We start from the raw sequence: 21,889 nt of genomic DNA, 5'->3' as shown, positions 1-21,889 counted from the left end.
TGCGCAGCGTAGATGGGCCCTCCAGGGCCCTTGTGCAATTCCTGTGGAGGCATCAATCTTTCGGCGGGCACACAGCAACCCCACAGCAAATTGACATGAACATATCAGCGCACCAGCGATCGAGGAGGACCCCTCAGATGGCAGCGATGCGTCACCGAAGATATGCGGTGCTCGGCGCGGCGATGACCGCCGCACTTGCCGCGAGCCTCGTCTCCGCCCTCCCGGCCACGGCCGCCCCCGAAGGCCGCATCCAGTACGAGGGCGCGGCGAACGCCGTGGCCGACAGCTACATCGTGACCCTGAAGGCGGGCACCAGGTCGGGCTCCGCCCAGGGCAAGGCGGTGGCCGAGCGGCACGGCGCCGACATCGAGCGCACCTACACCAAGGCCCTCAACGGCTATGCGATCGAGGCCTCCGCGTCCGAGGCGAAACGTCTCGCCGCCGACCCGGCCGTCGCCTCCGTGGTCCAGAACCGGACCTTCAGCATCGCGGCGACCCAGACCAACCCGCCCTCCTGGGGCCTGGACCGCATCGACCAGAAGACGCTCCCGCTGAACAGCTCGTACACCTACCCGGACTCGGCCGGCACGGGTGTCACGGCGTACATCATCGACACCGGCGTCCGCATCACCCACGGCGACTTCGGCGGCCGGGCCCGCTACGGCTACGACGCCATCGACAACGACAACACCGCCCAGGACGGCAACGGGCACGGCACGCACGTCGCCGGCACGGTCGCCGGAACCGCCTACGGCGTCGCCAAGAAGGCGAACATCGTCGGCGTCCGCGTCCTCAACAACTCCGGCTCCGGCACCACCGCCCAGGTCGTCGCCGGTATCGACTGGGTCACCGCGAACGCCGTCAAGCCGGCCGTGGCCAACATGTCCCTCGGCGGCACCGCCGACACCGCCCTCGACACGGCCGTCCGCAACGCCGTCGCCTCCGGCATCACCTTCGCCGTCGCGGCCGGCAACGAGAGCACCAACGCCTCCACCAGGTCGCCCGCCCGTGTGACGGAGGCCATCACGGTCGGCGCCACCACCTCGACCGACGCCAGGGCGAGCTACTCCAACTACGGCACGGTCCTCGACCTGTTCGCCCCCGGCTCCTCCATCACCTCGACCTGGAACACCAGCGACTCCGCCACGAACACCATCTCCGGTACGTCGATGGCGACCCCGCACGTGGCGGGCGCGGCGGCGCTGTACCTGGCGGCCAACCCGTCGGCGACGCCCGCGCAGGTCTCCTCCGGGCTGGTGAGCCTCGCCTCCACCGGCGTCGTCACCAGCCCCGGCACGGGCTCGCCCAACCGCCTCCTGAACGTCCCCGGAGGCACCGTCACCCCGCCCGGGCCGCGCTTCGAGAACACCGCGGACTACGCGATCGCCGACAACGCCACCGCCGAGTCCCCGGTGACCGTCTCCGGCGTCACGGGCAACGCGCCCTCCGCCCTGTCCGTCGAGGTGCACATCGTCCACACGTACATCGGCGACCTCCAGGTCCAGCTGGTCGCCCCCGACGGCACGGCGTACACCCTCAAGGCGTACGGCACCGGCGGCAGTTCGGACAACATCAACACCACGTACTCCGTGAACGCCTCCTCCGAGGTCGCCAACGGCACGTGGCGGCTGCGGGTCAGTGACAACGCGGCGCTGGACACCGGGCGGATCGACGCCTGGGCGCTGCAGTTCTAGTACGTCGGTCAGAGATCGTCCTCGCGGTAGGGCTCAGGGTCGGTGACCCGGCCCGCCGCGAGGACGAGCCGTGTGTCGCGGTGGACGGCGAGGAAGGCCGGCAGGGGCCAAACACCGGCCGCCGAGAAGACGGTCCCGCCTTCGACGGCGGCCCAGCGGGCGGTCGGCCCGTTCACCGCGTCGATCATCAGAGGTCCTCGTCGTAGTCCGGGTCCGCGGGGTACGCCGTCGGGTCGGTGACCCAGCCCGAGACCAGAACGAGGCGTGAGTGACGGTGCACGGCGAGGAAGCCGAAGGGGCGGTCGAAGGTGGCCCTGACCCTGGTGGTCACCCAGCGGAGCTGGGGTATGCCGGCGCCGATGGCGGCCATGACCGTCACCGCGGCGGCACGGAAGCCCACGGCCGTGAACTCCGCCATCGCGGACTGCTCGGCCGATCCGATGACCATCGGTGAGTCGCTGATTCCCGGGAAGTGGCCCCGGTCCGTGGGGGTGGCGGCGGTGGTGAGACCGAACAGCCGGTGAAGGGCCAGCAGGTCGTGCTTCGCCCTCATACCGAAGGCCACGGTGGACACGTCCAGGATCGGAGGGTGGGGGGCCGCGCTGCGGACCCTCTCGACCCTCAGGCCCGGCCCGACCTCCCCGCAGGGAAACCGATCACCCGGCACGACCGCACGCCTCCGCGCCAGGATGTCCACGCCGGCCCCCAGCACCTGCCCGGGGGTCATCCGCTCCTCGCCGAGCAGCAGATGGACGTCGATGGCGTTGTTTCCCAGGACCCTCAGCTCGGTGACATGACCGTGGGGGGTGTCGGCCACCCCGACCCGGTCCAGCAGCTCGCTGCTCCGGTACAGCCCGGCCAGCCTGCGGTCCCTCCACGGTCCCGCACCCGGCCACAGGGGGAGGTCCCGGAACGGGCTCAGCCACTGCGTCCGCAACGCCAGCGCACTCGCCAGCACCATCTCGGTGTCCTCGGTCACCTGCACGGGCATCTCTTCGATCAGCCCGCCCGTCCGCTTGGCCGCCCACGCGTCCAGCGCCCCCTTGTCGACGCCCACATCCCCCGTAAGCACCCCGTGCGCCTCCACCGGCAGCCCCGCCTCCCACCGCTCCCGCAGCTCCAGCGTCCGCCTGGTCCACAGCCCGAGGGCCGAGTCCAGCCCCCGCATCCGCCCCATGGCACCGAGCAACTCCCGCGCGGCCGCCGCCGATTCGTCCGCGGACATCCCGACCGCGTCCGCCAGCTCACCCCGCGCCGGACCGCCCGCCCCGTCCGCCAGGAACGCCAGCAGCGGCCACACACCGGCCGCCGAGAACACCGTCCCGCCCGCCGAGGCCTCCGCCCACCGCGCGGTCAGGTCGTTGACCGCCCGGATCGTCGCCTTCGTGACCGCCATTCCGCCCCCGCTCACCCCGCGCTTACCATGCGCCAAGTCGCACGTGAGTTCTCCCGAGAACCCCCAGCCCGAACCAGGAGCACGGTACCCGTGTCCATACCCCCGCCCCCCGGCCCCCACCAGCCCCAAGGGCCGTACCCGCAGGGCCCCTACGCCCCGCCCGGCCCCTGGGGCTACGGCTACGGCGGATACGCGCAGCCCGTGCCCGTCAACGGCCTCGCCATCGCCGCCCTGGTCCTCGGCATCCTCTGCTTCCTGCCGGCCGTCGGGCTGGTCCTGGGTCTGATCGCGCTGAGCCAGATCAAGAAGAAGGGCGAGCGCGGCAAGGGCATGGCGATCGCGGGGTCCGTGCTGTCCTCGGTGGGCCTCCTCCTGTGGACCCTGTCGCTCACCACCGGCGCCGCCGCCGACTTCTGGGACGGCTTCAAGGACGCCGCGAAAGGCGAGGGCAGCGCCTACTCGCTCAAGAAGGGCGACTGCTTCGACTCGGGCACCGGCGCCCTGACGGGCGAGACCTACGACGTCGACGAGGTGCCCTGCGCCCAGGCGCACCACGGCGAGGTGTTCGCCGTCGTCAAGCTGCCCGGCGGCGACTTCCCGGGCGACAGCGCGATCGAGGACACCGCCGACGACAAGTGCTACGCGCTCCAGGAGACGTACGCCATGGACGCCTGGGCCGTGCCGGAGGATGTGGACGTCTACTACCTGGTGCCGTCCGAGGACAGCTGGTCCTTCGGGGACCGCGAGATCACCTGCGTGTTCGGCAACGTCGACGAGAACAAGAGCCTGACCGGCTCGCTGCGCAACGACGAGACGACCCTCGACGCCGACCAGCTGGCCTTCCTGAAGGCGGCCAACGCCCTGGACACGGTGCTCTACGAGGAGCCCGAGGACTACGCCGAGGACGACCTCCCGGCGAACACGGACTGGGCGGCCGACGTCGACACCGCGCTCGGCGAGCAGGCCGAGGCGCTGGACGGCCGCTCCTGGTCCGCCGGGGCCGCGCGCCCCGTCGCCGACTTCGTGAAGGACATGAAGGAGGCCCGCGAGGAGTGGGCGAAGGCGGCGGACGCGGGGGACGTCGACACGTACTACGAGCACTACGACGCCGGCTACGACTTCATCGACGGCAAGAGCACCGTCACCGCCCGCGAAGCTCTGGGCCTGGCCACCACGGTGCCGTCGTACGACGAGGAGTACGACAGCGGGAGCGGCGGCGGGGACGCCGGAGAACTCGATGTGTGATCACCGCTATAGCGGGGAGAAAGTGCCTGCGTAAAGCCCGACGCGGGCACGTGTCACTACATCGAGTGATTCTCTGGCCTTTGCTTGCATGGCGGAACCCACGGTTGCCACGCTGTTGCTGTCTGTACAACCTGATGGGAGCGGCCAGTGACATTCGGTGAGCAGCCGGCGTATCTGCGCGTCGCGGGCGATCTCCGCAAGAAGATCGCCGACGGTTCGCTGCCACCGCACACCCGACTGCCCTCCCAGGCCAGAATCCGCGAGGAGTACGGCGTCTCGGACACCGTCGCCCTGGAGGCGCGCAAGGTGCTGATGGCCGAGGGGCTGGTCGAGGGCCGCTCCGGCTCCGGGACCTATGTGCGCGAGCGCCCGGTGCCCCGCCGGGTCGCCCGCTCCGGCTTCCGTCCGGACGGCGGGGCCACCCCCTTCCGCCAGGAGCAGGCCGACGGCGAGTCGCGCGGCACCTGGGAGTCGAGGAGCGCGCAGACCGAGGCGAGCGTCGCCGTCGCGGAGCGGCTCGGCATCCGGCCCGGAGACCGCGTGATGTGCACCAAGTACGTCTACCGGGACAACGGCGAGCCGATGATGCTCTCCACCTCCTGGGAACCCCTCGCCGTCACCGGCCGCACCCCCGTGATGCTGCCCGAGGAGGGCCCGCTCGGCGGCATGGGCGTCGTCGAGCGCATGGCGGCCATCGACGTGATCGTGGACAACGTCACCGAGGAGGTCGGCGCCCGCCCCGGTCTCGCCGAGGAACTCCTCGCGCTGGGCGGTGTCCCCGGCCATGTCGTCGTGGTCGTCCACCGCACGTTCTACGCCTCCGGCCGTCCCGTGGAGACGGCCGACGTGGTCATTCCGGCCGACCGCTACCGGGTCGCGTACCACCTTCCGGTGAAGTAGCGCACGCCGGTACGGCAGTTGCCACCAGTACCCGTCCAACCGGGGCCTATGCGAGCGGCGTTGGAATCTGGCCGTTCTCGCAGGTGGCCCCGGGCATGCGCACATCGCTCTGACCGGATGCGTTCACGCAGGCACACGGCGCGTTCGACGCCGCACGCCCCCTGTGTTCTGGCTGGTTGCGTACCTCTTTGTGAGAATCCGTATCCGCTGCGTAAAGGTTAGGCGTAGGCTCGGGCATATGCGGATTGCGGTTTCCTTAGCGGGCGGGGTACGGCGACAGCCGCGAGCGGGAAGGGGCGGTGGGGGGCGATGAACGACGGCACGATCACTCTTCCCTGGCTCGTCATACGACAGGACGACAACGGCAATCGCTACCGCGTGGGCCGCTACGCCACCCGCGCCGAGGCCCAGAAGATCGCGGACAGCCTCGACAACCGCGGCCACAAGCAGCTGTACTGGGTCGAACGCATCGGCCAGAACGGCAGCAGCGCGACGGCGAACTGACCCACAAGTAGGCTCCGGTCCATGACCGAACGGACCGTGGTGGTCGGAGCCGCCCTCCTCGACACCGGCCGCCTCCTGGCCGCCCGCCGCAGCGCACCCCCCGACCTGGCCGGCCGCTGGGAACTGCCGGGCGGCAAGGTCGAACCAGGCGAAACCCCACAGGCGGCCCTGGCCCGCGAGCTGCGCGAGGAGCTCGGCGTAGAGGTGGAAGTGGGGGAGCGGATCCCGGGTGAGTGGCCCTTGAAGCCGCCCTATGTTCTCCAGGTCTGGACGTCCCACCTGCTCCCGGATTCACCGGAACCCAAGCCCCTACAGGACCACGACGAACTGCGCTGGCTGACGCGGGCCGAGCTCTGGGACGTGCCGTGGCTGGACCAGGATGTGGAAGCGGTCCGGAAAATCGCCGGGGAACTGTAGCTACCTCAGGGGCGCGGGGCTGTGACATCAGCGGCTCCGCCGCGGGGCGCGACAAGCCACGATGTGCCCGCAGACGCCACACAACCGAACCCCCCCAACCCCATAGGCGCCCCCAGCTACGCCGTTCGCACCACAACGCGCCCTCCCGCGCGGTACCACGCCCCGGATATCGGGTATGTGCCCATTAACCCCACGAAACCGGACATGGGTGTGCCTGGGAAGTGATCGGCGTGATCGACACCGAAGGCGACTGCGCCGACTGGACCTTCCCCGCGGACCCCGGCGCCGTACGCGCCGCCCGCGTCGCCGTCCGCGGCCGACTGCGCGACTGGGACCTCGACAGCGTGGCCGACATCACGACCCTGCTGGTCAGCGAGCTGGTGACCAACGCGCTGCGGCACGCCACCGGCCCGATCGGCGTCCGCCTCGTCCGCCCCACCGGCCTCGGTGACGTCCTGCTGGTCGAGGTCTCCGACCCGCTTCCGGACCCGCCGCGGGAGCGGATCGCCCACCCCGAGGACGAGAGCGGCCGGGGCCTCCAACTGGTCGCCCACTCCTCGCGCCGCTGGGGCACCAGACCAGGCGAGGCGGGCAAGACGGTGTGGTTCGAGCTCGCGGTCCCGGGATGAACCGGGTTCGTCCGGGCTGTACGACCCCGCCCGCGCTGTCCAGCGACTGGTTCAGGCCACTGGCGGTTGCCGGAGTACGTGATTCGACAGTGTGTTGGCTGGTTAGAAGACTGGAAGTGTTGTCGCGGTGCGGTCCAAAAAACGCTGGGACCGTGCTGTGATCGTGAACACCGTGTTGTGCGGCGCCGTAGTGCTGGATACTGCGGGCAGCCGCTGCCGGTGACCGGTGCCGGACGCGGTGAGCTGGAGGGGACGGTTCGCGTGAGCGAGATACCAGCGAAGGCCACGGAGTCCGAGGACCCGTCGGACGGCGCGAGGTCGGAGGCCGCGGGTGACACCGCGGCGGACGTGACGCGTGGTGCCGCGGGCGGAACAGGCCTGGAATCCGCCGGTGAACCCGGCGGAGCCGCTGGCGCCCTCGGGGGCGACGCGATGTGGCAGAGCAGTCCGCCCGGCTCCATCTACGACTACATCAAGGTCGCCTCCTTCTCCATCGGCCCCGACGGCCTCGTGGACCAGTGGAGTCTGCGCGCCGAACAGCTCTTCGGGATCCCCGCAGAGCAGGCCGTGGGCATGGACCCCATCGAGGCGTTCATCGATCCCGACCAGCGCGAGATCGGCCAGCGCAAGATGGCCGAGATCCTGGACGGCCGCGAGTGGACCGGTGTGGTGCCCTTCCGGGTGCCGGAGTCGGCCGCCCGGGAGCCGGGCGGGGAAGGGCTCGCCGAGGTCTATGTCATGCCGACGCAGACCGAAGAGGGCGAGCGGGCCGCCGTCTGCATCGTCGTGGACGTCCGCACGCTGCGCAGCATCGAGACCGACCTCGCCGCCTCGCAGTCGATTTTCGGTCAATCTCCCTTCGGCTTCATCCTGATCGACCTCGACCTGCGGGTCCGCCGCGTCAACGAGCGGTTCGCCTCGGTGTTCGGCGGCACTCCGGACGAGCACCGCGGCAAGGGGGTCCACCACTATCTGCCCCGCCCCGAGGCCGAGCGGGTCGTCGCCACGCTCCGGCGGGTCCTGGAGACCGGCAACTCCATCACGGACATGCACGTCACGGGCTTCGTGCCCGGCTCCGACGAGCGCCGGCACTGGTCGATCAACCTCTACCGGGTGCACAGCGGCTCCGGCCGCCCCATCGGCATCGCCTGGCTCGGAACCGACATCACGGCCCGCCGCGACGCGGCCCGGGAAGCGGCCGCGGCACGGCGCAATCTCGCCCTTCTGAACGAGGCCGGCGCCCGGATAGGCAACTCCCTCGACCTGGAGACCACGGCCCGCGAGCTCCTGGACGTCGTCGTCCCCGGCTTCTGCGACCTGGCCACGGTCGACCTCTACCAAGGCCTCCTGGCGGGCGACGAGACCCCGCCGGGGCTCGCCGACGGCAGCGCGGAACTGCGCCGCGTCGCCTTCGCCAGCGCGGTCTCCGACGCCCCCTTCATCAGCTCGGGCCCGCCCGTCGCGGTCGGCGCCGTCCACCACTTCCCCTTCAACTCGCCCTGCGCGGACGCCCTGCGCACCGCCCGCCCGCAGCACATCCCGGCCGAGGAGGGCGGCCTGGTGCAGTCCACGCTCGCCGTGCCGATGGTCGCCCACGACACCGTCGTAGGACTGGCGCAGTTCGCCCGTACGAAGGGCAGCGAGCCGTTCGGGGACCGGGACCGGGATCTGGCGGTGGAACTGGCGGCACGGGCGGCCGTCTGTATCGACAACGCCCGGCTGTACCGGCGTGAGCACGAGCGGGCGTTGATACTCCAGCGGTCCCTGCTGCCCCCGGGCGACCCGGTCGCCTCCGGTCTCGACATCGCCTGCCGCTATCTGCCGGGCAACTCCTCCTCCGACCGGCCCAGCGAGGTCGGCGGCGACTGGTTCGACGTCATCGAACTGCCCGGGCACCGTACGGCGTTGGTGGTCGGCGACGTGATGGGCCGGGGTCTACGCGCGGCGGTGGCGATGGGCGAACTGCGCTCCGCCGTACGGACACTGGCGTTGCTGGACCTCGAACCGGCCGAAGTGCTGAGCGCGTTGGACGAGATCGCGCGCGGCCTCGGTGCGCCGGGCGGGGTCCAGCAGGCCACCCGCGCGGCCCGCAGGCCCCGTGAGGCGGACCTGTCCGAGGTGTACCTGGCGACCTGTGTGTACGCGGTCTACGACTCGGTGACCCGCCGCTGCACCTTCGCCAACGCGGGCCATCTGCCGCCGGTCCTCGTGGAGCCCGGCGAGGCGGCCCTCATGCTCGACGTGCCGCCGGGCATGCCGCTCGGCGTCGGGGGCGAGCCCTTTGAGGAGGTCGAGGTCGAACTCCCCGAAGGCGCCCTGTTGGCGCTCTACACGGATGGACTGGTCGAAAGCCGCGATCACCCCCTCGACGAGGGGCTCCAGGCCTTCGTGGGCGCGCTGACGGACCCCACCCGGCCGCTGGAGGACGTCTGCGACCACGTCCTCAACACCCTCGACTCCCACCACGGCGAGGACGACATCGCCCTGCTGATGGCACGTGTCCAGGGTCTGCCCGCGGACTCCGTGGGCGACTGGACGCTGCCGCGCGAGCCGCGGAGTGTGGGGCGGGCGCGGGAGCACGCCCGAGGGCAGCTGCTGTCGTGGGACCTGGAGCCGCTGGTCGACACGACGGAGCTGCTGGTCAGCGAGCTGGTGACGAACGCTCTGCGGTACGGCGAGGGTGAGATCAGGCTGCGGTTGCTGCTGGACCGGACCCTGGTGTGCGAGGTCTGGGACTCCGGCTTGGTGCAGCCGCGGCGGCGGCGGGCGCGGGACACGGACGAGGGTGGGCGGGGGTTGCAGCTGGTCGGGCTCCTGAGCGCGGCTTGGGGCTCTCGTAGGACGCCTCTCGGTAAGACCGTGTGGTTCGAACTGCCGTTGCCGGATGGGGAGACGGGGTTGACGGACCCTGCGGAGGCGTTGCTCAGTCTGTTCTGAGTTCGCCTATTGGGTTGGGGGTTCGCGGGCCCCTAAGAGGGCGCGTTCGCGCCCGTCCCTCGGGCTCGGGTGCGTGGGCCGCCGAAGGTGGTGGGTGTTTCGGCGTCCAGCAGTACCCCGCCCAGGATCGCCCCCGCCACCCCGCTCTCGTGTTCCGTCGCCGGATTGCCGTGCATCCGTACGTCCTGCTCGGCCAGGTCGCGTGCCTCGCCGGCGTAGGCGTCCGCGGCTGTCGGGTCCTCGGTGAGCAGTCGTGCCGCCTGCGCCAGCCGGGTGCGGGCCGTCGCGCCCACCGCGCCCCGATGGGTCGTGACGACATCGTCCGCGGCGGATGTCGCGGTACGGCCGACCAGCAGGGCGGCGGCTCCCAGCACCCCGGCCGTCGGCTCCGCCGTCAGTGGTGCGAGCGACCGTACGATCCGGCGCAGGGCGGCGAGGGGGTCGTACGGTCCGGTGGTCCGTTCGTCCCGTACGGCGGCCAGGGCGGCGTCGGCATGCAGGATCCGGGCCCGCAGCTCACCGGTGGGTGCGTCGGCCGGCCGTTCCCGGGCCCGTGCGAGTTCCGACTCCGCGCCGGTCAGTGCCGCGGGCACCAGGGCCTCGGCGGTCTTCAGTGCCGCGCCGAGCCGTTCGACGCCGTCCAGGAAGACGGCGGCCTGGGCGATCGCGCCCTCGGCGGCGCGCAGGTGCAGGGTGGCCTTCTCGGTCTCCGCGCGGTCGGCGCACTGGCGGGCCTGGTTGAGACGGACGGTGGCGAACACCAGGCGGTCCTTGGCCTGTTCGGTGTGGCCGGTGACGGCGGCGGTGGCGGAGGGGGTGTACCGCTCGTGCCAGTCGGCGAGGAGCGCCTCGACGGTCCCGGTGCGGCCGGCCAGCGCCCGGAAGCGGCCCTCGGCCACCTCCAGCGCCTCGTCCAGGCCCTTCTCCAGCGCCCGCAGCCGGTCGAACCCGGCGGCCTCCGCGTCCAGCCGCCGTCCGGCCTCCTCGCACCGTCCGACGACCCCGGCGAGCGCGTGCCGCCGGGCCGCGGGCTCCTCCGGTATGCCGTCGTCGTACTGCTGCCGCATCCGGAAGGCGGCGGCCAGCTCGCCCTCCGCGTCCCGCAGCGCCGCCGTACAGGGCGCCACGGCGCTCTCCCCGAACCGTGCCTCGACGAAGCCGAGTTGCGCACGGCTGGTGCGGACGCAGTCGTCGGCCGTGACGAGCAACGCCTTCGCCTGTGCGTCGAGTTCACCGGCGGACGGCGTCCATGGCGCCACGAGGGCGCCGCCGGGAGTGGTGCGGGTCCGGGCCCGCCGCGTACGCCGTAGGTAGGTGTATCCCGCGACCGCACCCGCGGCACCCACCACGAAGAGGGGAAGGACGAGGTCGGCGGCCGAGGATCCGTCCTCCTGAGCCTCCACCCGCTGCACGGTCCCCGCCCGGGCCCCCGCAACCGCGGCACCGTCGTCGAACGTCATCCCCGGCAGCACCAGCCACACCACCCCGGCCAGCCCGCCCAGCAGGGTGTGCGCCACCCGCACGGATATGTGCGAGGTGGCGCGCCGCGGCCGGCCCCGGAACAAGGATGACGTCACATTTCGGAGCGTATGAGCAGGAATGCGACGGCGCGACCGGGGTGGGGCAGGGGTGGGGCACGGGGCACGGTCGGGAGCTAGGGGACGCGGGGATGAGCGGGACGGCAGGGACCGGCGACGAGAACGGACCCACGGTCGCCGAGGCCGAGGAACCCTCGCAGGGGCCACACCGCACCCGGTGGCAAGGGCGGTGCGGGCTGGAAACGATGGCTCAAGCGCATCGCCCTCGCCCTGGCGATGACCCTCCTGCTCCCCACCCTCGCCGCGGCGATAGCGCTACGCGTCAACTACACCGGCGACCCCGCGGACGGCACCCGCACCCGCGACCGCGACGCGATCTGGCTCGGCCACGCCTGGGTCGACGGCCGTAAGACCGACAAGGACGTCACCGCACTCGCCGCACGCCTGAGGACGACCGGCATCCGCGACCGGGTGCGCTGAGAAAAGCGGAGGCGGTCCGCCCCGCACGGCTGCCACGATCTGCCGGATGACCACGACCCGGAAGTTCCTCACGCACGACGACCTCGCACCGCTCGCCCGCACCGCCCTGGGCCCCCATCGCACGCTGGCCGCCGCGACCCGGCTGCACGGAGGCTCCAAGAAGGGCGTCTACCGGCTCGCCCTCGACGACGGAACCACGGGGATCGCCTACGTCTGGTCGGCCGACGAGGACTACTGGGACTCCGGCCCCTCCGACCTGAGCGACCCCTTCTCTGCGGGCTCGAGTCTCGACGTGTTCACGGCCGCGCACGACCGCCTCGTCGCGGCCGGTGTCCGCACCCCTCGCCTGCTGCACGCCGACGCCACGCACACCCACGTCCCCGCCGACGTGGCGATCATGGAGGACCTCACGGGCGGCAGCCTGGAGGAGGCCCTGGAGCGGGACCCGGTCGCGGGGCGCGCCTCCCTGGACCGGCTGGCCGATGAACTCGCGCTGCTGCACGCGCACGAGGGCCGGGACTTCGGGAAGGTCGTGGTCGTCGACAACGGCGGTGCCTCGGCGGCGGGTTCCTGCGCGGAGCGGGTCACCGAGGGCGCGCTGCGCGACATCGCCGCCACCGCCGCACGGGACGCGCGGATCGCCGCCGTGGCGGACCGGCTGACCGCCAGGATCGGGGAGCTCTCAGCCGCCGTCCGCCCGCGCTCCCGCCACACCCTGATCCACGGCGAACTCGGCCCCGACCACGTCCTGCTGGACACCGACGGCCGACCCGCCCTCATCGACATCGAAGGCCTCATGTACTTCGACGTGGAGTGGGAGCACGTCTTCCTGCGGATCCGCTTCGGGCCGCGCTACGACGCCCTGCGCGTCCCCGGTCTGGACGAGGACCGGCTGCGCCTCTACCGGCTCGCCATGCACCTGTCCCTGGTCTCGGGCCCGCTCCGGCTCCTGGACGGCGACTTCCCAAACCCTGGTTTCATGCGGGCCATCGCCGAGTCAAATCTCTTGCGCGTGCTGGAGCTCGTGGAAGCATGATCGTATGAACGAGGTGCTGGGGATCGTGGGTGCCGTGGTGATCACGGCAGGCCTGGCGATCGGTACGGCCGCCGTCACCAAGGGATGGCTGCTCCCGGGGCGGGGGAGCGCGAAGATACTCCGGCCCAGGGTGTGGGGATACGGCACGCTGCTGAACCAGGCCGGGACGGGCGCGTTCCTCTTCCTGGGGCCGCTCGACGAGTCGCGCCACCCCGGCTTCTTCCCGTTCGCGGTGGCCGGCATGGCGGTGGCCGCGCTCGGCCTGTACGTGCAGCGCCGGGCCCAGTTCCCGGCGGACGCCGGAGCTACGAGGACCTCCTCCTGATCTTCGACCCCAGCCACACCAGCGGGTCGTACTTGCGGTCCACCGCCCGCTCCTTCAGCGGGATCAGCGCGTTGTCCGTGATCTTGATGCCCTCGGGGCAGACCTCCGTGCAGCACTTGGTGATGTTGCAGTAGCCGAGCCCGTGTTCGTCCTGGGCCGTCTTCTTGCGGTCCAGGCCGCTCTCCTCCGCCGCGTCCAGCGGATGCATGTCCAGCTCGGCGACCCGCATCAGGAAGCGGGGACCGGCGAACGCCGGTTTGTTCTCCTCGTGGTCACGGACCACATGGCAGGTGTCCTGGCACAGGAAGCACTCGATGCACTTGCGGAACTCCTGCGAGCGGTCCACGTCCTCCTGCATCATCCGGTACTCGCCGGGACCCAGATCCGCCGGCGGCACGAACGACGGGACCTCGCGCGCCTTCTCGTAGTTGAAGCCGACGTCCGTGACCAGGTCCCGGACCACCGGGAAGGCGCGCAGGGGAGTGACGGTGATCGTCTCCTCCCGGGTGAAGACCGACATCCGGGTCATGCACAGCAGCCGCGGCCGGCCGTTGATCTCCGCCGAACACGAACCGCACTTGCCCGCCTTGCAGTTCCAGCGGACCGCGAGGTCGGGGGCCTGGGTGGCCTGGAGGCGGTGGATGATGTCCAGGACCACCTCGCCGTCGTTGACCTCGACCGCGAAGTCCTTCAGGCCGCCGCCCTTCACATCGCCGCGCCACACCTTGAAGCGGGCCTTGTAGCTGCTCACTCGTACAGCTCCTCTTCGGCGAGGTACTTGACCAGCTCCTCCTTGTCGAAGAGGGCGAGCAGGTCGGAACGGATGGGGTCGGTGGTCTCACGGGTGAGCTCGATCTGGCCGCGCACCGGGTCCGTGGCCGCCAGTCCGCCGGTGGGATCGGTGAGCCGGCACAGCAGGTTGAGCCGGCGCCACTTGCGGTCCATCGTCGGATGGTCCTCGCGGGTGTGGCCGCCGCGCGACTCGGTGCGCTCCAGCGCGGCCCGCGCCACACACTCGCTGACCAGCAGCATGTTCCTGAGGTCCAGGGCGAGATGCCAGCCCGGGTTGAACTGGCGGTGGCCCTCGACGCCGGCCCGCCGGGCCCGTACCCGCAACTCGGCCAGCTTCTCCAGGGCCTGCTTCATCTCGGGCTCGCGGCGGATGATGCCGACGAGGTCGTTCATGGCCTGCTGGAGCTCCTGGTGCAGGGTGTACGGGTTCTCCGGCGGACGCGCGTCCTGTGCGCCGGTCTCCGGGTACTCCGCCGAGTAGGGGCGCAGTGCCTCCGCGGCCGCCTCGTCGACCTGGATCTCGTCCACCGCGGGGCGCTCGAAGGCCAGGGCCGCCGCGTACTCGGCCGCGTGCAGACCCGCCCTGCGGCCGAACACCAGCAGATCGGACAGGGAGTTGCCGCCGAGCCGGTTCGAGCCGTGCATCCCGCCCGCGACCTCGCCGGCCGCGTACAGCCCCGGCACCCCGCGCGCGGCGGCCGTGTCGGACTCGACCGCGATGCCGCCCATCACGTAGTGACAGGTGGGCCCGACCTCCATCGCCTCCGCGGTGATGTCGACGTCCGCCAGCTCCTTGAACTGGTGGTACATGGACGGCAGTCGGCGCTTGATGACCTCGGCGGGCATCCGCGTCGAAACGTCGAGGAAGACCCCGCCGTGCGGGGAGCCGCGGCCCGCCTTCACCTCGGAGTTGATGGCGCGGGCCACCTCGTCGCGGGGCAGGAGCTCGGGGGGACGGCGGTTGTTGTCCGGGTCCTCGTACCAGCGGTCGCCCTCGGCCTCCGACTCGGCGTACTTCTCCTTGAAGACGTCCGGGACGTAGTCGAACATGAACCGCTTGCCCTCGGAGTTGCGCAGCACCCCGCCGTCGCCGCGGACGGACTCCGTGACGAGGATGCCCTTCACCGACGGCGGCCAGACCATGCCCGTCGGGTGGAACTGCACGAACTCCATGTTCAGCAGGGGCGCGCCCGCCAGCAGCGCCAGTGCGTGACCGTCGCCGGTGTACTCCCACGAGTTCGACGTCACCTTGAAGGACTTGCCGATGCCGCCCGTCGCGATGACCACGGACGGGGCTTCCAGGACGAAGAAGCGGCCGGACTCACGCTCGTAGGCGAAGACCCCGGAGACCCGGCTTCCGTCCTTGAGGACGCGGGTGACCGTGCACTCCTGGAAGATCTTCAGCCGGGACTCGTAGTCGCCGGTCTCCTTCTTGTCCTGCTGCTGGAGCGAGACGATCTTCTGCTGGAGGGTCCGGATGAGTTCGAGGCCCGTGCGGTCGCCGACATGGGCGAGGCGCGGGTACTCGTGGCCGCCGAAGTTGCGCTGGGAAATCCGGCCGTCCTTGGTGCGGTCGAACAGGGCACCCCAGGTCTCCAGCTCCCACACCCGGTCCGGGGCCTCCTGCGCGTGCAGTTCGGCCATCCGCCACTGGTTGAGGAACTTGCCGCCGCGCATGGTGTCGCGGAAGTGGACCTGCCAGCTGTCGTGCTCGTTGGCGTTGGCCATCGCCGCCGCGATGCCGCCCTCGGCCATCACCGTGTGCGCCTTGCCGAACAGCGACTTGCAGATCACGGCCGTACGGGCGCCGCGCTCGCGGGCCTCGATGGCGGCGCGGAGGCCCGCGCCCCCGGCGCCCACCACGACGACGTCCCACTCCTGGCGGTCGACCACGGACATCAGAACGCCCCATCCATTTAAAAGAACCTCGGATCGTCGAAGACACCGGACGCGACGAGATAGACGTAGACGTCGGCGAGGGTGACGCTCGCCAACGACGTCCAGGCCAGCAGCATGTGATGGGCGTTCAGCTTCCCCACCCACCGCCACATCCGGTAGCGCACCGGGTGTTTGGAGAAGTGCTTGAGCTGGCCGCCGACGATGTGCCGGCAGGAGTGGCAGGAGATGGTGTACGCCCAGATCAGCACGATGTTGACCAGGAACACGAGGGTGCCCAGACCCATGTGGCCCCACTCGTAGTGCTCGTCGCGGAAGGCGAGCACGGTGTCGTAGGTCAGGACGCCGGCGACCAGGACCGCGGCGTAGAAGAAGTACCGGTGGACGTTCTGGAGGATCAGCGGGAAGCGGGTCTCGCCGGTGTACTTCTTGTGCGGCTCGGCCACCGCGCAGGCCGGTGGGGACGCCCAGAAGCCCCGGTAGTAGGCCTTGCGGTAGTAGTAGCAGGTCAGACGGAAGCCGAGCGGGAAGATCAGGATGAGGATCGCCGGCGACAGGGCCCACCAGCTGCCGAAGATCTCCCAGTTGGGCCCGGCGTGCATGGGCTCGCAGCGTTCCGCCAGACAGGGTGAGTAGAGCGGCGAGACATAGGGCGCCGCGTAGTAGTCCGTGTCGACGAAGGCCCGCCACGTCGACCACACGACGAAGACGAGCAGCCCGGCGGCGGTGGCGGCGGGGGCCAGCCACCAGCGGTCGGTCCGCAGATGCGGGGCGTCGATCGCGGCGCGTGTACCCGTTCGTACACCGCCGCTGTTCGGATGGGGTTCCGTACCAGTGGCCAACGCAGGACTCCGGTCGGGTTCAGGGGGCGTGGCGGTCGCGGGCGCCGAGTCCCTCGTCGTCCGAGTCCGTCCACAGGGTGTTGTCGTACGGGGTGTCGGGGATGGAGACCAGGTCGGGACGCTTGGCTTTCGCGAGCGCCGGGTCGGCGTCCCTCAGCAGTGCGAGGCTCTCGCGGAGCCGGTCGGCGTCCATTCGGACGCGGCGCATCTCGAGACCACCGCTGCCCAACTGCTGTTCCAGGCGTTTCACATACCGGAGCAGCTCGTCGAGACAGCGCTGTGCCGATGCCAGTTCGTCGTGCAGGGCCATGACGTGACCTCACTTGGGGCGGCAACGTTCATGTGCGCCTGCGAGTGTTGCGCGTCACACCGGCCGGTGTGAAGGGACGTGCACGGATTGGCGGATCGTGAGCCTCGGTGCGCGCCCCCTGTACGCCCTGGATTGCGCCGCATGGGTGGCCTTCGGCGCCGCCTTCGCCGTGTCGCCGCCCCGCGCCGAACCCTTTCCTCTTCAGTGGCCGCATACATCTGATCAGCTCCATATACCGCCAAACGTGATCCAAACCGGCGGCACACCCCCGGAGGTACGCGGCATGTCCCACGACGGCGTCGGACTGCGTGCAGTGATGCGCTCGGTCGCCTTCCTCACCGCGGGGGCGCTCGTCGTGCCCGCGCTCGCCGGCTGTAGCTCCGAGGACCCGGCCGGCAAGCCGCTCGCCGAGCAGGACGTGGCCCCCGCCGCCCGCGCGCTGGTCGCCGAGGGCGGCACCCTGCGCTGGGCCGTGGACTCGGTGCCGGAGACGCTGAACACGTTCCAGGCGGACGCCGACGGCACCACCACCCGGGTCGCGCAGGCCGTGCTGCCCTCGATGTACCGGCTCGACGTGAACGGGCGTCCGCAGGTCAACGCCGACTACCTGGAGAAGGCCGAGGTCGTCGACACCGAGCCCAAGCAGGTCGTGCTGTACAAGCTCAACCAGCAGGCGGTGTGGAGCGACGGCCGGGAGATCGGCGCCGCCGACTTCGCCGCGCAGTGGCGTGCCCTGTCCGGCAAGGACACCGCGTACTGGACGGCCCGCAACGCCGGCTACGACCGCATCGAGCGGATCGAGCGCGGGAAGAACGACCTGGAGGTCAAGGTCACCTTCGAGCGGCCGTACGCCGACTGGAAGTCGCTGTTCTCGCCGCTGTACCCGAAGGACGTCATGGGCACCCCGGACTCCTTCAACGACGGGGCGCGCAAGAAGCTCAAGGTCAGCGCGGGCCCGTACCGGCTGAAGAAGGTCGACCGCAAGGGCGAGGAGGTCACCCTCGACCGCAACCCGCGCTGGTGGGGCCACCCCGCCAAGCTGGACGAGATCGTGCTGCGGGCCGTGCCCCGCGACGAACGCGCCGCCGCGCTGGCCGAGGACAAGCTCGACCTGGCCGAGATCGACCCCGAGTCGGTCAAGCGGATCACCGTCGCCGCAGGTCCCAAGCGCGGCACGGGCAGCACCCCGCTCATGGGCCCCGGCAGCGACCTCAGCGCCGCCGACTCCCTGCGCTCCTGGGCCGTCGCCAACGGCTCCGACGAGGACGCCGCCGACGACGAGATCAGCGCCCGCGAGAAGCAGCGGCAGGCGGTCACGGAGTACGCCCGTCAGCAGCAGGCGCTGCGCGGCTTCGAGGTGCGCCGCTCCCTGGAGCCCGCCTACACCCAGCTCGCCCTCAACGGCGCCGACGGCCCCCTCGCCGACGAGCGGGTCCGCCGTGCCGTGGCCCGCGCCCTGGACCGGGAGGCCCTCGCCTCGGCGGTCCTCACCCCGCTGGGCCTGCCCGCCGAACCGGTCGGCAGCCACCTCGCGCTCTCCGGCCAGGCCGCCTACGCCGACAACAGCGGTGCGCTCGGCGGCCAGGACACCGCGGAGGCGCAGGCGCTCCTCGCGGACGCCGGATGGGTGCGGGGCGGTCCGGTCAAGGAGGAGAAGAAGAAGGGGGAGAAGGCGGCCGGGGCCGAGGGCGAGAAGGCCGGCGAGAAGCCGCAGGACGGCGACGACGACACGTACATCGTCGGCGAGGACGACAAGGCGCGCCGCGAGGCCGACCGGGAGAAGAAGGGCGGCGAGGGGTCCGAGCACCTCGCGCAGGACGGCAAGCAGTACACGAACAAGCTCCAGCAGGGCGGGGCGCCGGGCGCGTACGCCCCGCGGGGCACCGCCGCGCCGGCGGGCACCGCGGCGGGCGTGCTGGCCAAGGACGGCAAGCCGCTCACGCTCCGCTTCGTGCTGCCGTCGGGCCCGGGTTCGCAGACCCTGCGGACGGTGGCCGACCGGATCTCGGGGATGCTGGGGAAGGTCGGTATCCGCACCGAGATCTCCCAGGTCGAGGACGAGAGCTACTTCAAGGACCACATCGCGTCGGGCCAGTACGACCTCGCGCTGTACTCCTGGCCCGCCTCCGCCTTCCCCGCCACCGACGGCCGCCCGATCTACGCCAAGCCGGTACCGGCGGCCGACGGCTCCCTGAACGTCGAGCAGAACTACACACGGGTCGGCACCGACCAGGTGGACCAGCTCTTCGACCAGGCGGTGGCCACCCTGGACGAGAGCAAGAGCCGGGGCCTGATCCGCAAGGCCGACTCCCGCATCTGGGCGGCGGCGGGCTCCATCCCCCTGTACCAGCGACCCCAGCTGACGGCGGCGCGGAAGAACGTGGTGAACGCGGGCGCCTTCGGCTTCCAGACGCCGATCTACGAGGACATGGGCTTCCTGAAGAAGGGCGCGGCACCGAAGGCGAGCCCCACCGGAGACCAGTGAGGATCCCGGGCCTTCGAGGCAGCCTCCGCAGGGGCCCGAACCCCCTGCGGAGGCTGTCACCGTCAACGCCACGTACCATGGGGTGAGGCCGTGGCATGTACAGCCCGGCAGGGTCCGCGTAACACCAGACGTACGCGACGCCCCTTCCTAAGACTCCGGGAGTACGCCGCAATATGGCCACGCGCCACGACATCCGCAATGTCGCCATCGTCGCCCACGTCGACCACGGCAAGACCACCATCGTCGACGGCATGCTGAAGCAGGCCGGCGCCTTCGCCGCTCACCAGCTCGAAGGCGTCGACGACCGCATGATGGACTCGAACGACCTGGAGCGTGAGAAGGGCATCACGATCCTGGCCAAGAACACGGCGGTGAAGTACCACCCGAAGGACGGGGGGGACGTCATCACCATCAACATCATCGACACCCCCGGCCACGCCGACTTCGGCGGTGAGGTCGAGCGCGGTCTGTCCATGGTGGACGGCGTGGTGCTGCTCGTGGACGCCTCCGAGGGCCCGCTGCCGCAGACCCGCTTCGTGCTGCGCAAGGCGCTCCAGCAGCGCCTGCCCGTCATCCTGTGCATCAACAAGACGGACCGCCCGGACTCCCGGATCGACGAGGTCGTCAACGAGACCTACGACCTCTTCCTCGACCTGGACGCGGACGAGGAGCAGATCGAGTTCCCGATCGTGTACGCCTGCGGTCGTGACGGCATCGCCTCGCTGACCAAGCCGGAGAACGGCACGGTCCCCGCGGACTCCAACAGCCTGGAGCCGTTCTTCTCCACGATCCTCCAGCACATCCCGGCCCCGACCTACGACGAGGACGCCCCGCTCCAGGCCCACGTCACCAACCTGGACGCCGACAACTTCCTCGGCCGTATCGCGCTGCTCCGCGTCGAGCAGGGCGAGCTGCGCAAGGGCCAGACCGTCACGTGGATCAAGCGCGACGGCAGCATGTCCAACGTCCGCATCACCGAGCTGCTGATGACCGAGGCGCTCACCCGCAAGCCCGCCGAGGTGGCGGGGCCCGGTGACATCTGTGCCGTCGCCGGTATCGCGGACATCATGATCGGCGAGACCCTCGCCGACCCCGAGAACCCGATCCCGCTCCCGCTGATCACGGTCGACGAGCCCGCGATCTCCATGACCATCGGCACCAACACCTCACCGCTGGTCGGCCGTGGCGGCACCGGCAAGGGCGCCGACGCGAAGGCGGCCGTCAAGGACCGCAAGGTCACCGCGCGCCAGGTCAAGGACCGCCTCGACCGCGAGCTGATCGGTAACGTCTCGCTGCGGGTCCTCGACACCGAGCGTCCCGACGCCTGGGAGGTCCAGGGCCGTGGTGAGCTGGCGCTCGCCATCCTGGTCGAGCAGATGCGCCGCGAGGGCTTCGAGCTGACCATCGGCAAGCCCCAGGTCGTCACCAAGCAGGTCGACGGCAAGACGTACGAGCCCGTCGAGCGCATGACGATCGACGTCCCCGAGGAGCACATGGGCGCGGTCACGCAGCTCATGGGCGTCCGCAAGGGCCGCATGGACAACATGTCCAACCACGGCTCGGGCTGGGTCCGCATGGAGTTCGTCGTGCCGTCGCGCGGTCTCATCGGGTTCCGGACCGAGTTCCTGACCCAGACCCGCGGTACGGGTATCGGCCACTCCATCCACGAGGGCTTCGAGCCCTGGTTCGGCAACCTCCAGACCCGTAACAACGGTTCGCTGGTCGCCGACCGCGCCGGTGCCGTCACCGCCTTCGCGATGACGAACCTCCAGGAGCGCGGTGTGCTGTTCACCGACCCCGGCACCGAGGTGTACGAGGGCATGATCGTCGGCGAGAACTCGCGCTCCGACGACATGGACGTGAACATCACCAAGGAGAAGAAGCTCACGAACATGCGGTCGTCCTCGGCCGACTCGTTCGAGGCGATCGTGCCGCCGCGCAAGCTCTCCCTGGAGCAGTCCCTGGAGTTCTGCCGCGACGACGAGTGCGTGGAGGTCACCCCGGAGGCGGTTCGCATCCGCAAGGTGAACCTGGACGCCCGTGAGCGCGCCCGCGCCGCGAGCCGCGCCAAGCACGGCTGACAATCGGTCGCTTGAGGCCCGGGTGCCCCCATCTTGGGGGTGCCCGGGCTTTTTGCAACTCATTTTCAGTCGGTTTCCCGGCGGCGATGTCCGTAATGCGGAGATCCACGCCCGATACCCATGTAACACGTCCGTTTCGCGGCCTTATCCCGCCAGACGGTTTGTCCAAATTTCGGAAGATGTACGCGCCAGCTGTGACTGAATCGAGATTTAAAGACAGTGGTCGCCGGTTGGCTCATGGCAGATAGTTAGCCGCGTAGCGCTCGGGTCAATGGGTCTCGCGCCGTGGGGACGGCGCCGACTCTCGAGCACCAGGGGGTGTCTGACCCTCCGTCAGGGGTGTCGGAGGAAAGACGTGAACCCCCTCCTGTTGGTGAACACG

The 21,889-nt window shown here is 70.7% G+C and carries 19 protein-coding genes; 12 read left to right on the top strand and 7 right to left on the bottom strand.

What is annotated here, in order from left to right; all coding sequences use genetic code 11:
- Positions 1–137: 137 nt before the first annotated feature.
- Positions 138–1,694 carry a S8 family serine peptidase gene (locus tag ACFY0U_RS41360; RefSeq protein WP_388645096.1) on the top strand — a complete coding sequence of 519 codons (1,557 nt, stop codon included), beginning with the start codon at positions 138–140 and terminating at the stop codon, positions 1,692–1,694.
- An 8-nt stretch (positions 1,695–1,702) separates the two neighbouring features.
- On the opposite strand, the gene ACFY0U_RS41355 is transcribed toward ACFY0U_RS41360, so the two are convergent.
- Both ACFY0U_RS41355 and ACFY0U_RS41350 read right to left on the bottom strand, forming a co-directional pair.
- On the bottom strand, positions 1,703–1,882 hold the full coding sequence (locus ACFY0U_RS41355) for a hypothetical protein (protein WP_388645095.1): 180 nt from the start codon (positions 1,880–1,882) through the stop codon (positions 1,703–1,705).
- On the bottom strand, positions 1,882–3,090 hold the full coding sequence (locus ACFY0U_RS41350; RefSeq protein WP_388645094.1) for a serpin family protein: 1,209 nt from the start codon (positions 3,088–3,090) through the stop codon (positions 1,882–1,884). Before ACFY0U_RS41350 ends, ACFY0U_RS41355 begins: the two co-directional genes overlap by 1 nt.
- A 90-nt stretch (positions 3,091–3,180) precedes the next feature.
- Between ACFY0U_RS41350 and ACFY0U_RS41345 the strand changes: the two genes are divergently transcribed.
- The 6 genes from ACFY0U_RS41345 (at position 3,181) to ACFY0U_RS41320 (ending at position 9,722) form a co-directional block, all read left to right on the top strand.
- The gene (locus tag ACFY0U_RS41345; protein WP_388645092.1) at positions 3,181–4,335 is read left to right on the top strand and encodes a DUF4190 domain-containing protein; all 1,155 of its coding nucleotides are present in this window, start codon (positions 3,181–3,183) and stop codon (positions 4,333–4,335) included.
- 147 nt (positions 4,336–4,482) lie between these two features.
- The gene (locus ACFY0U_RS41340) at positions 4,483–5,235 is read left to right on the top strand and encodes a GntR family transcriptional regulator (protein ID WP_388645090.1); all 753 of its coding nucleotides are present in this window, start codon (positions 4,483–4,485) and stop codon (positions 5,233–5,235) included.
- Between the two features lie 309 nt (positions 5,236–5,544).
- Positions 5,545–5,739: an SPOR domain-containing protein gene (locus ACFY0U_RS41335; protein WP_171143006.1), complete on the top strand. Its 195-nt coding sequence runs from the start codon at positions 5,545–5,547 to the stop codon at positions 5,737–5,739.
- A gap of 21 nt (positions 5,740–5,760) precedes the next feature.
- Positions 5,761–6,156, top strand: a complete 396-nt coding sequence (locus ACFY0U_RS41330) for a (deoxy)nucleoside triphosphate pyrophosphohydrolase (RefSeq protein WP_388645088.1) — start codon at positions 5,761–5,763, stop codon at positions 6,154–6,156.
- 221 nt (positions 6,157–6,377) lie between these two features.
- Positions 6,378–6,785, top strand: a complete 408-nt coding sequence (locus ACFY0U_RS41325) for an ATP-binding protein (RefSeq protein WP_388645086.1) — start codon at positions 6,378–6,380, stop codon at positions 6,783–6,785.
- 261 nt (positions 6,786–7,046) lie between these two features.
- Positions 7,047–9,722, top strand: a complete 2,676-nt coding sequence (locus ACFY0U_RS41320) for a SpoIIE family protein phosphatase (protein ID WP_388645084.1) — start codon at positions 7,047–7,049, stop codon at positions 9,720–9,722.
- A 32-nt stretch (positions 9,723–9,754) separates the two neighbouring features.
- Here ACFY0U_RS41320 and ACFY0U_RS41315 read toward each other — a convergent pair whose 3' ends face one another.
- The gene (locus tag ACFY0U_RS41315) at positions 9,755–11,299 is read right to left on the bottom strand and encodes a hypothetical protein (protein WP_388645083.1); all 1,545 of its coding nucleotides are present in this window, start codon (positions 11,297–11,299) and stop codon (positions 9,755–9,757) included.
- 237 nt (positions 11,300–11,536) lie between these two features.
- Here ACFY0U_RS41315 and ACFY0U_RS41310 point away from each other — a divergent pair, with 237 nt between their 5' ends.
- Genes ACFY0U_RS41310 through ACFY0U_RS41300 form a run of 3 tightly spaced genes read left to right on the top strand, consistent with a single transcriptional unit; the run spans position 11,537 to position 13,101 of the window.
- Complete coding sequence (locus tag ACFY0U_RS41310; protein ID WP_388645081.1) at positions 11,537–11,740, top strand: hypothetical protein; 204 nt, start codon at positions 11,537–11,539, stop codon at positions 11,738–11,740.
- A 46-nt stretch (positions 11,741–11,786) separates the two neighbouring features.
- Positions 11,787–12,776, top strand: coding sequence for a phosphotransferase family protein (locus tag ACFY0U_RS41305; protein WP_388645079.1), 990 nt, complete (start codon positions 11,787–11,789; stop codon positions 12,774–12,776).
- 4 nt (positions 12,777–12,780) lie between these two features.
- Entirely contained in the window at positions 12,781–13,101 is a 321-nt protein-coding gene (locus ACFY0U_RS41300) for a hypothetical protein (RefSeq protein WP_388645078.1), read from the top strand.
- On the opposite strand, the gene ACFY0U_RS41295 is transcribed toward ACFY0U_RS41300, so the two are convergent.
- The 4 genes from ACFY0U_RS41295 to ACFY0U_RS41280 are packed head-to-tail and all read right to left on the bottom strand — an operon-like array spanning position 13,082 to position 16,941.
- Positions 13,082–13,852, bottom strand: coding sequence for a succinate dehydrogenase/fumarate reductase iron-sulfur subunit (locus tag ACFY0U_RS41295; protein ID WP_388645077.1), 771 nt, complete (start codon positions 13,850–13,852; stop codon positions 13,082–13,084). The genes ACFY0U_RS41300 and ACFY0U_RS41295 overlap by 20 nt on opposite strands.
- Positions 13,849–15,792 carry a fumarate reductase/succinate dehydrogenase flavoprotein subunit gene (locus ACFY0U_RS41290; RefSeq protein WP_388645076.1) on the bottom strand — a complete coding sequence of 648 codons (1,944 nt, stop codon included), beginning with the start codon at positions 15,790–15,792 and terminating at the stop codon, positions 13,849–13,851. Before ACFY0U_RS41290 ends, ACFY0U_RS41295 begins: the two co-directional genes overlap by 4 nt.
- 17 nt (positions 15,793–15,809) lie before the next feature.
- Positions 15,810–16,631, bottom strand: a complete 822-nt coding sequence (locus ACFY0U_RS41285; RefSeq protein ID WP_388645074.1) for a hypothetical protein — start codon at positions 16,629–16,631, stop codon at positions 15,810–15,812.
- Between the two features lie 19 nt (positions 16,632–16,650).
- Positions 16,651–16,941, bottom strand: coding sequence for a hypothetical protein (locus ACFY0U_RS41280; protein ID WP_266822439.1), 291 nt, complete (start codon positions 16,939–16,941; stop codon positions 16,651–16,653).
- 283 nt (positions 16,942–17,224) lie between these two features.
- On the opposite strand from ACFY0U_RS41280, the gene ACFY0U_RS41275 reads away from it, so the two are divergent.
- Entirely contained in the window at positions 17,225–19,426 is a 2,202-nt protein-coding gene (locus tag ACFY0U_RS41275; protein ID WP_388645072.1) for an ABC transporter family substrate-binding protein, read from the top strand.
- A 173-nt stretch (positions 19,427–19,599) separates the two neighbouring features.
- Positions 19,600–21,507, top strand: a complete 1,908-nt coding sequence (typA, locus tag ACFY0U_RS41270) for a translational GTPase TypA (RefSeq protein ID WP_388645071.1) — start codon at positions 19,600–19,602, stop codon at positions 21,505–21,507.
- Positions 21,508–21,889: the final 382 nt, after the last annotated feature.

The sequence above is a fragment of the Streptomyces sp. NPDC001536 genome, from assembly GCF_042894505.1.
In the GTDB taxonomy this organism is placed as follows: domain Bacteria; phylum Actinomycetota; class Actinomycetes; order Streptomycetales; family Streptomycetaceae; genus Streptomyces.
Note: the sequence above shows the minus strand (reverse complement) of the source record. Positions and strands in the feature narration are given on the sequence as shown.

What these genes read in the sequence shown, in the direction of transcription:
- ACFY0U_RS41360 (WP_388645096.1), top strand. Translation starts at nt 138, where the DNA reads ATGGCAGCGATGCGTCACCGAAGATATGCGGTGCTCGGCGCGGCGATG.
- ACFY0U_RS41355 (WP_388645095.1), bottom strand. Translation starts at nt 1,882, where the DNA reads ATGATCGACGCGGTGAACGGGCCGACCGCCCGCTGGGCCGCCGTCGAA.
- ACFY0U_RS41350 (WP_388645094.1), bottom strand. Translation starts at nt 3,090, where the DNA reads ATGGCGGTCACGAAGGCGACGATCCGGGCGGTCAACGACCTGACCGCG.
- ACFY0U_RS41335 (WP_171143006.1), top strand. Translation starts at nt 5,545, where the DNA reads ATGAACGACGGCACGATCACTCTTCCCTGGCTCGTCATACGACAGGAC.
- ACFY0U_RS41330 (WP_388645088.1), top strand. Translation starts at nt 5,761, where the DNA reads ATGACCGAACGGACCGTGGTGGTCGGAGCCGCCCTCCTCGACACCGGC.
- ACFY0U_RS41310 (WP_388645081.1), top strand. Translation starts at nt 11,537, where the DNA reads ATGACCCTCCTGCTCCCCACCCTCGCCGCGGCGATAGCGCTACGCGTC.
- ACFY0U_RS41305 (WP_388645079.1), top strand. Translation starts at nt 11,787, where the DNA reads ATGACCACGACCCGGAAGTTCCTCACGCACGACGACCTCGCACCGCTC.
- ACFY0U_RS41300 (WP_388645078.1), top strand. Translation starts at nt 12,781, where the DNA reads ATGAACGAGGTGCTGGGGATCGTGGGTGCCGTGGTGATCACGGCAGGC.
- ACFY0U_RS41290 (WP_388645076.1), bottom strand. Translation starts at nt 15,792, where the DNA reads ATGTCCGTGGTCGACCGCCAGGAGTGGGACGTCGTCGTGGTGGGCGCC.
- ACFY0U_RS41280 (WP_266822439.1), bottom strand. Translation starts at nt 16,941, where the DNA reads ATGGCCCTGCACGACGAACTGGCATCGGCACAGCGCTGTCTCGACGAG.
- ACFY0U_RS41275 (WP_388645072.1), top strand. Translation starts at nt 17,225, where the DNA reads ATGTCCCACGACGGCGTCGGACTGCGTGCAGTGATGCGCTCGGTCGCC.
- typA (WP_388645071.1), top strand. Translation starts at nt 19,600, where the DNA reads ATGGCCACGCGCCACGACATCCGCAATGTCGCCATCGTCGCCCACGTC.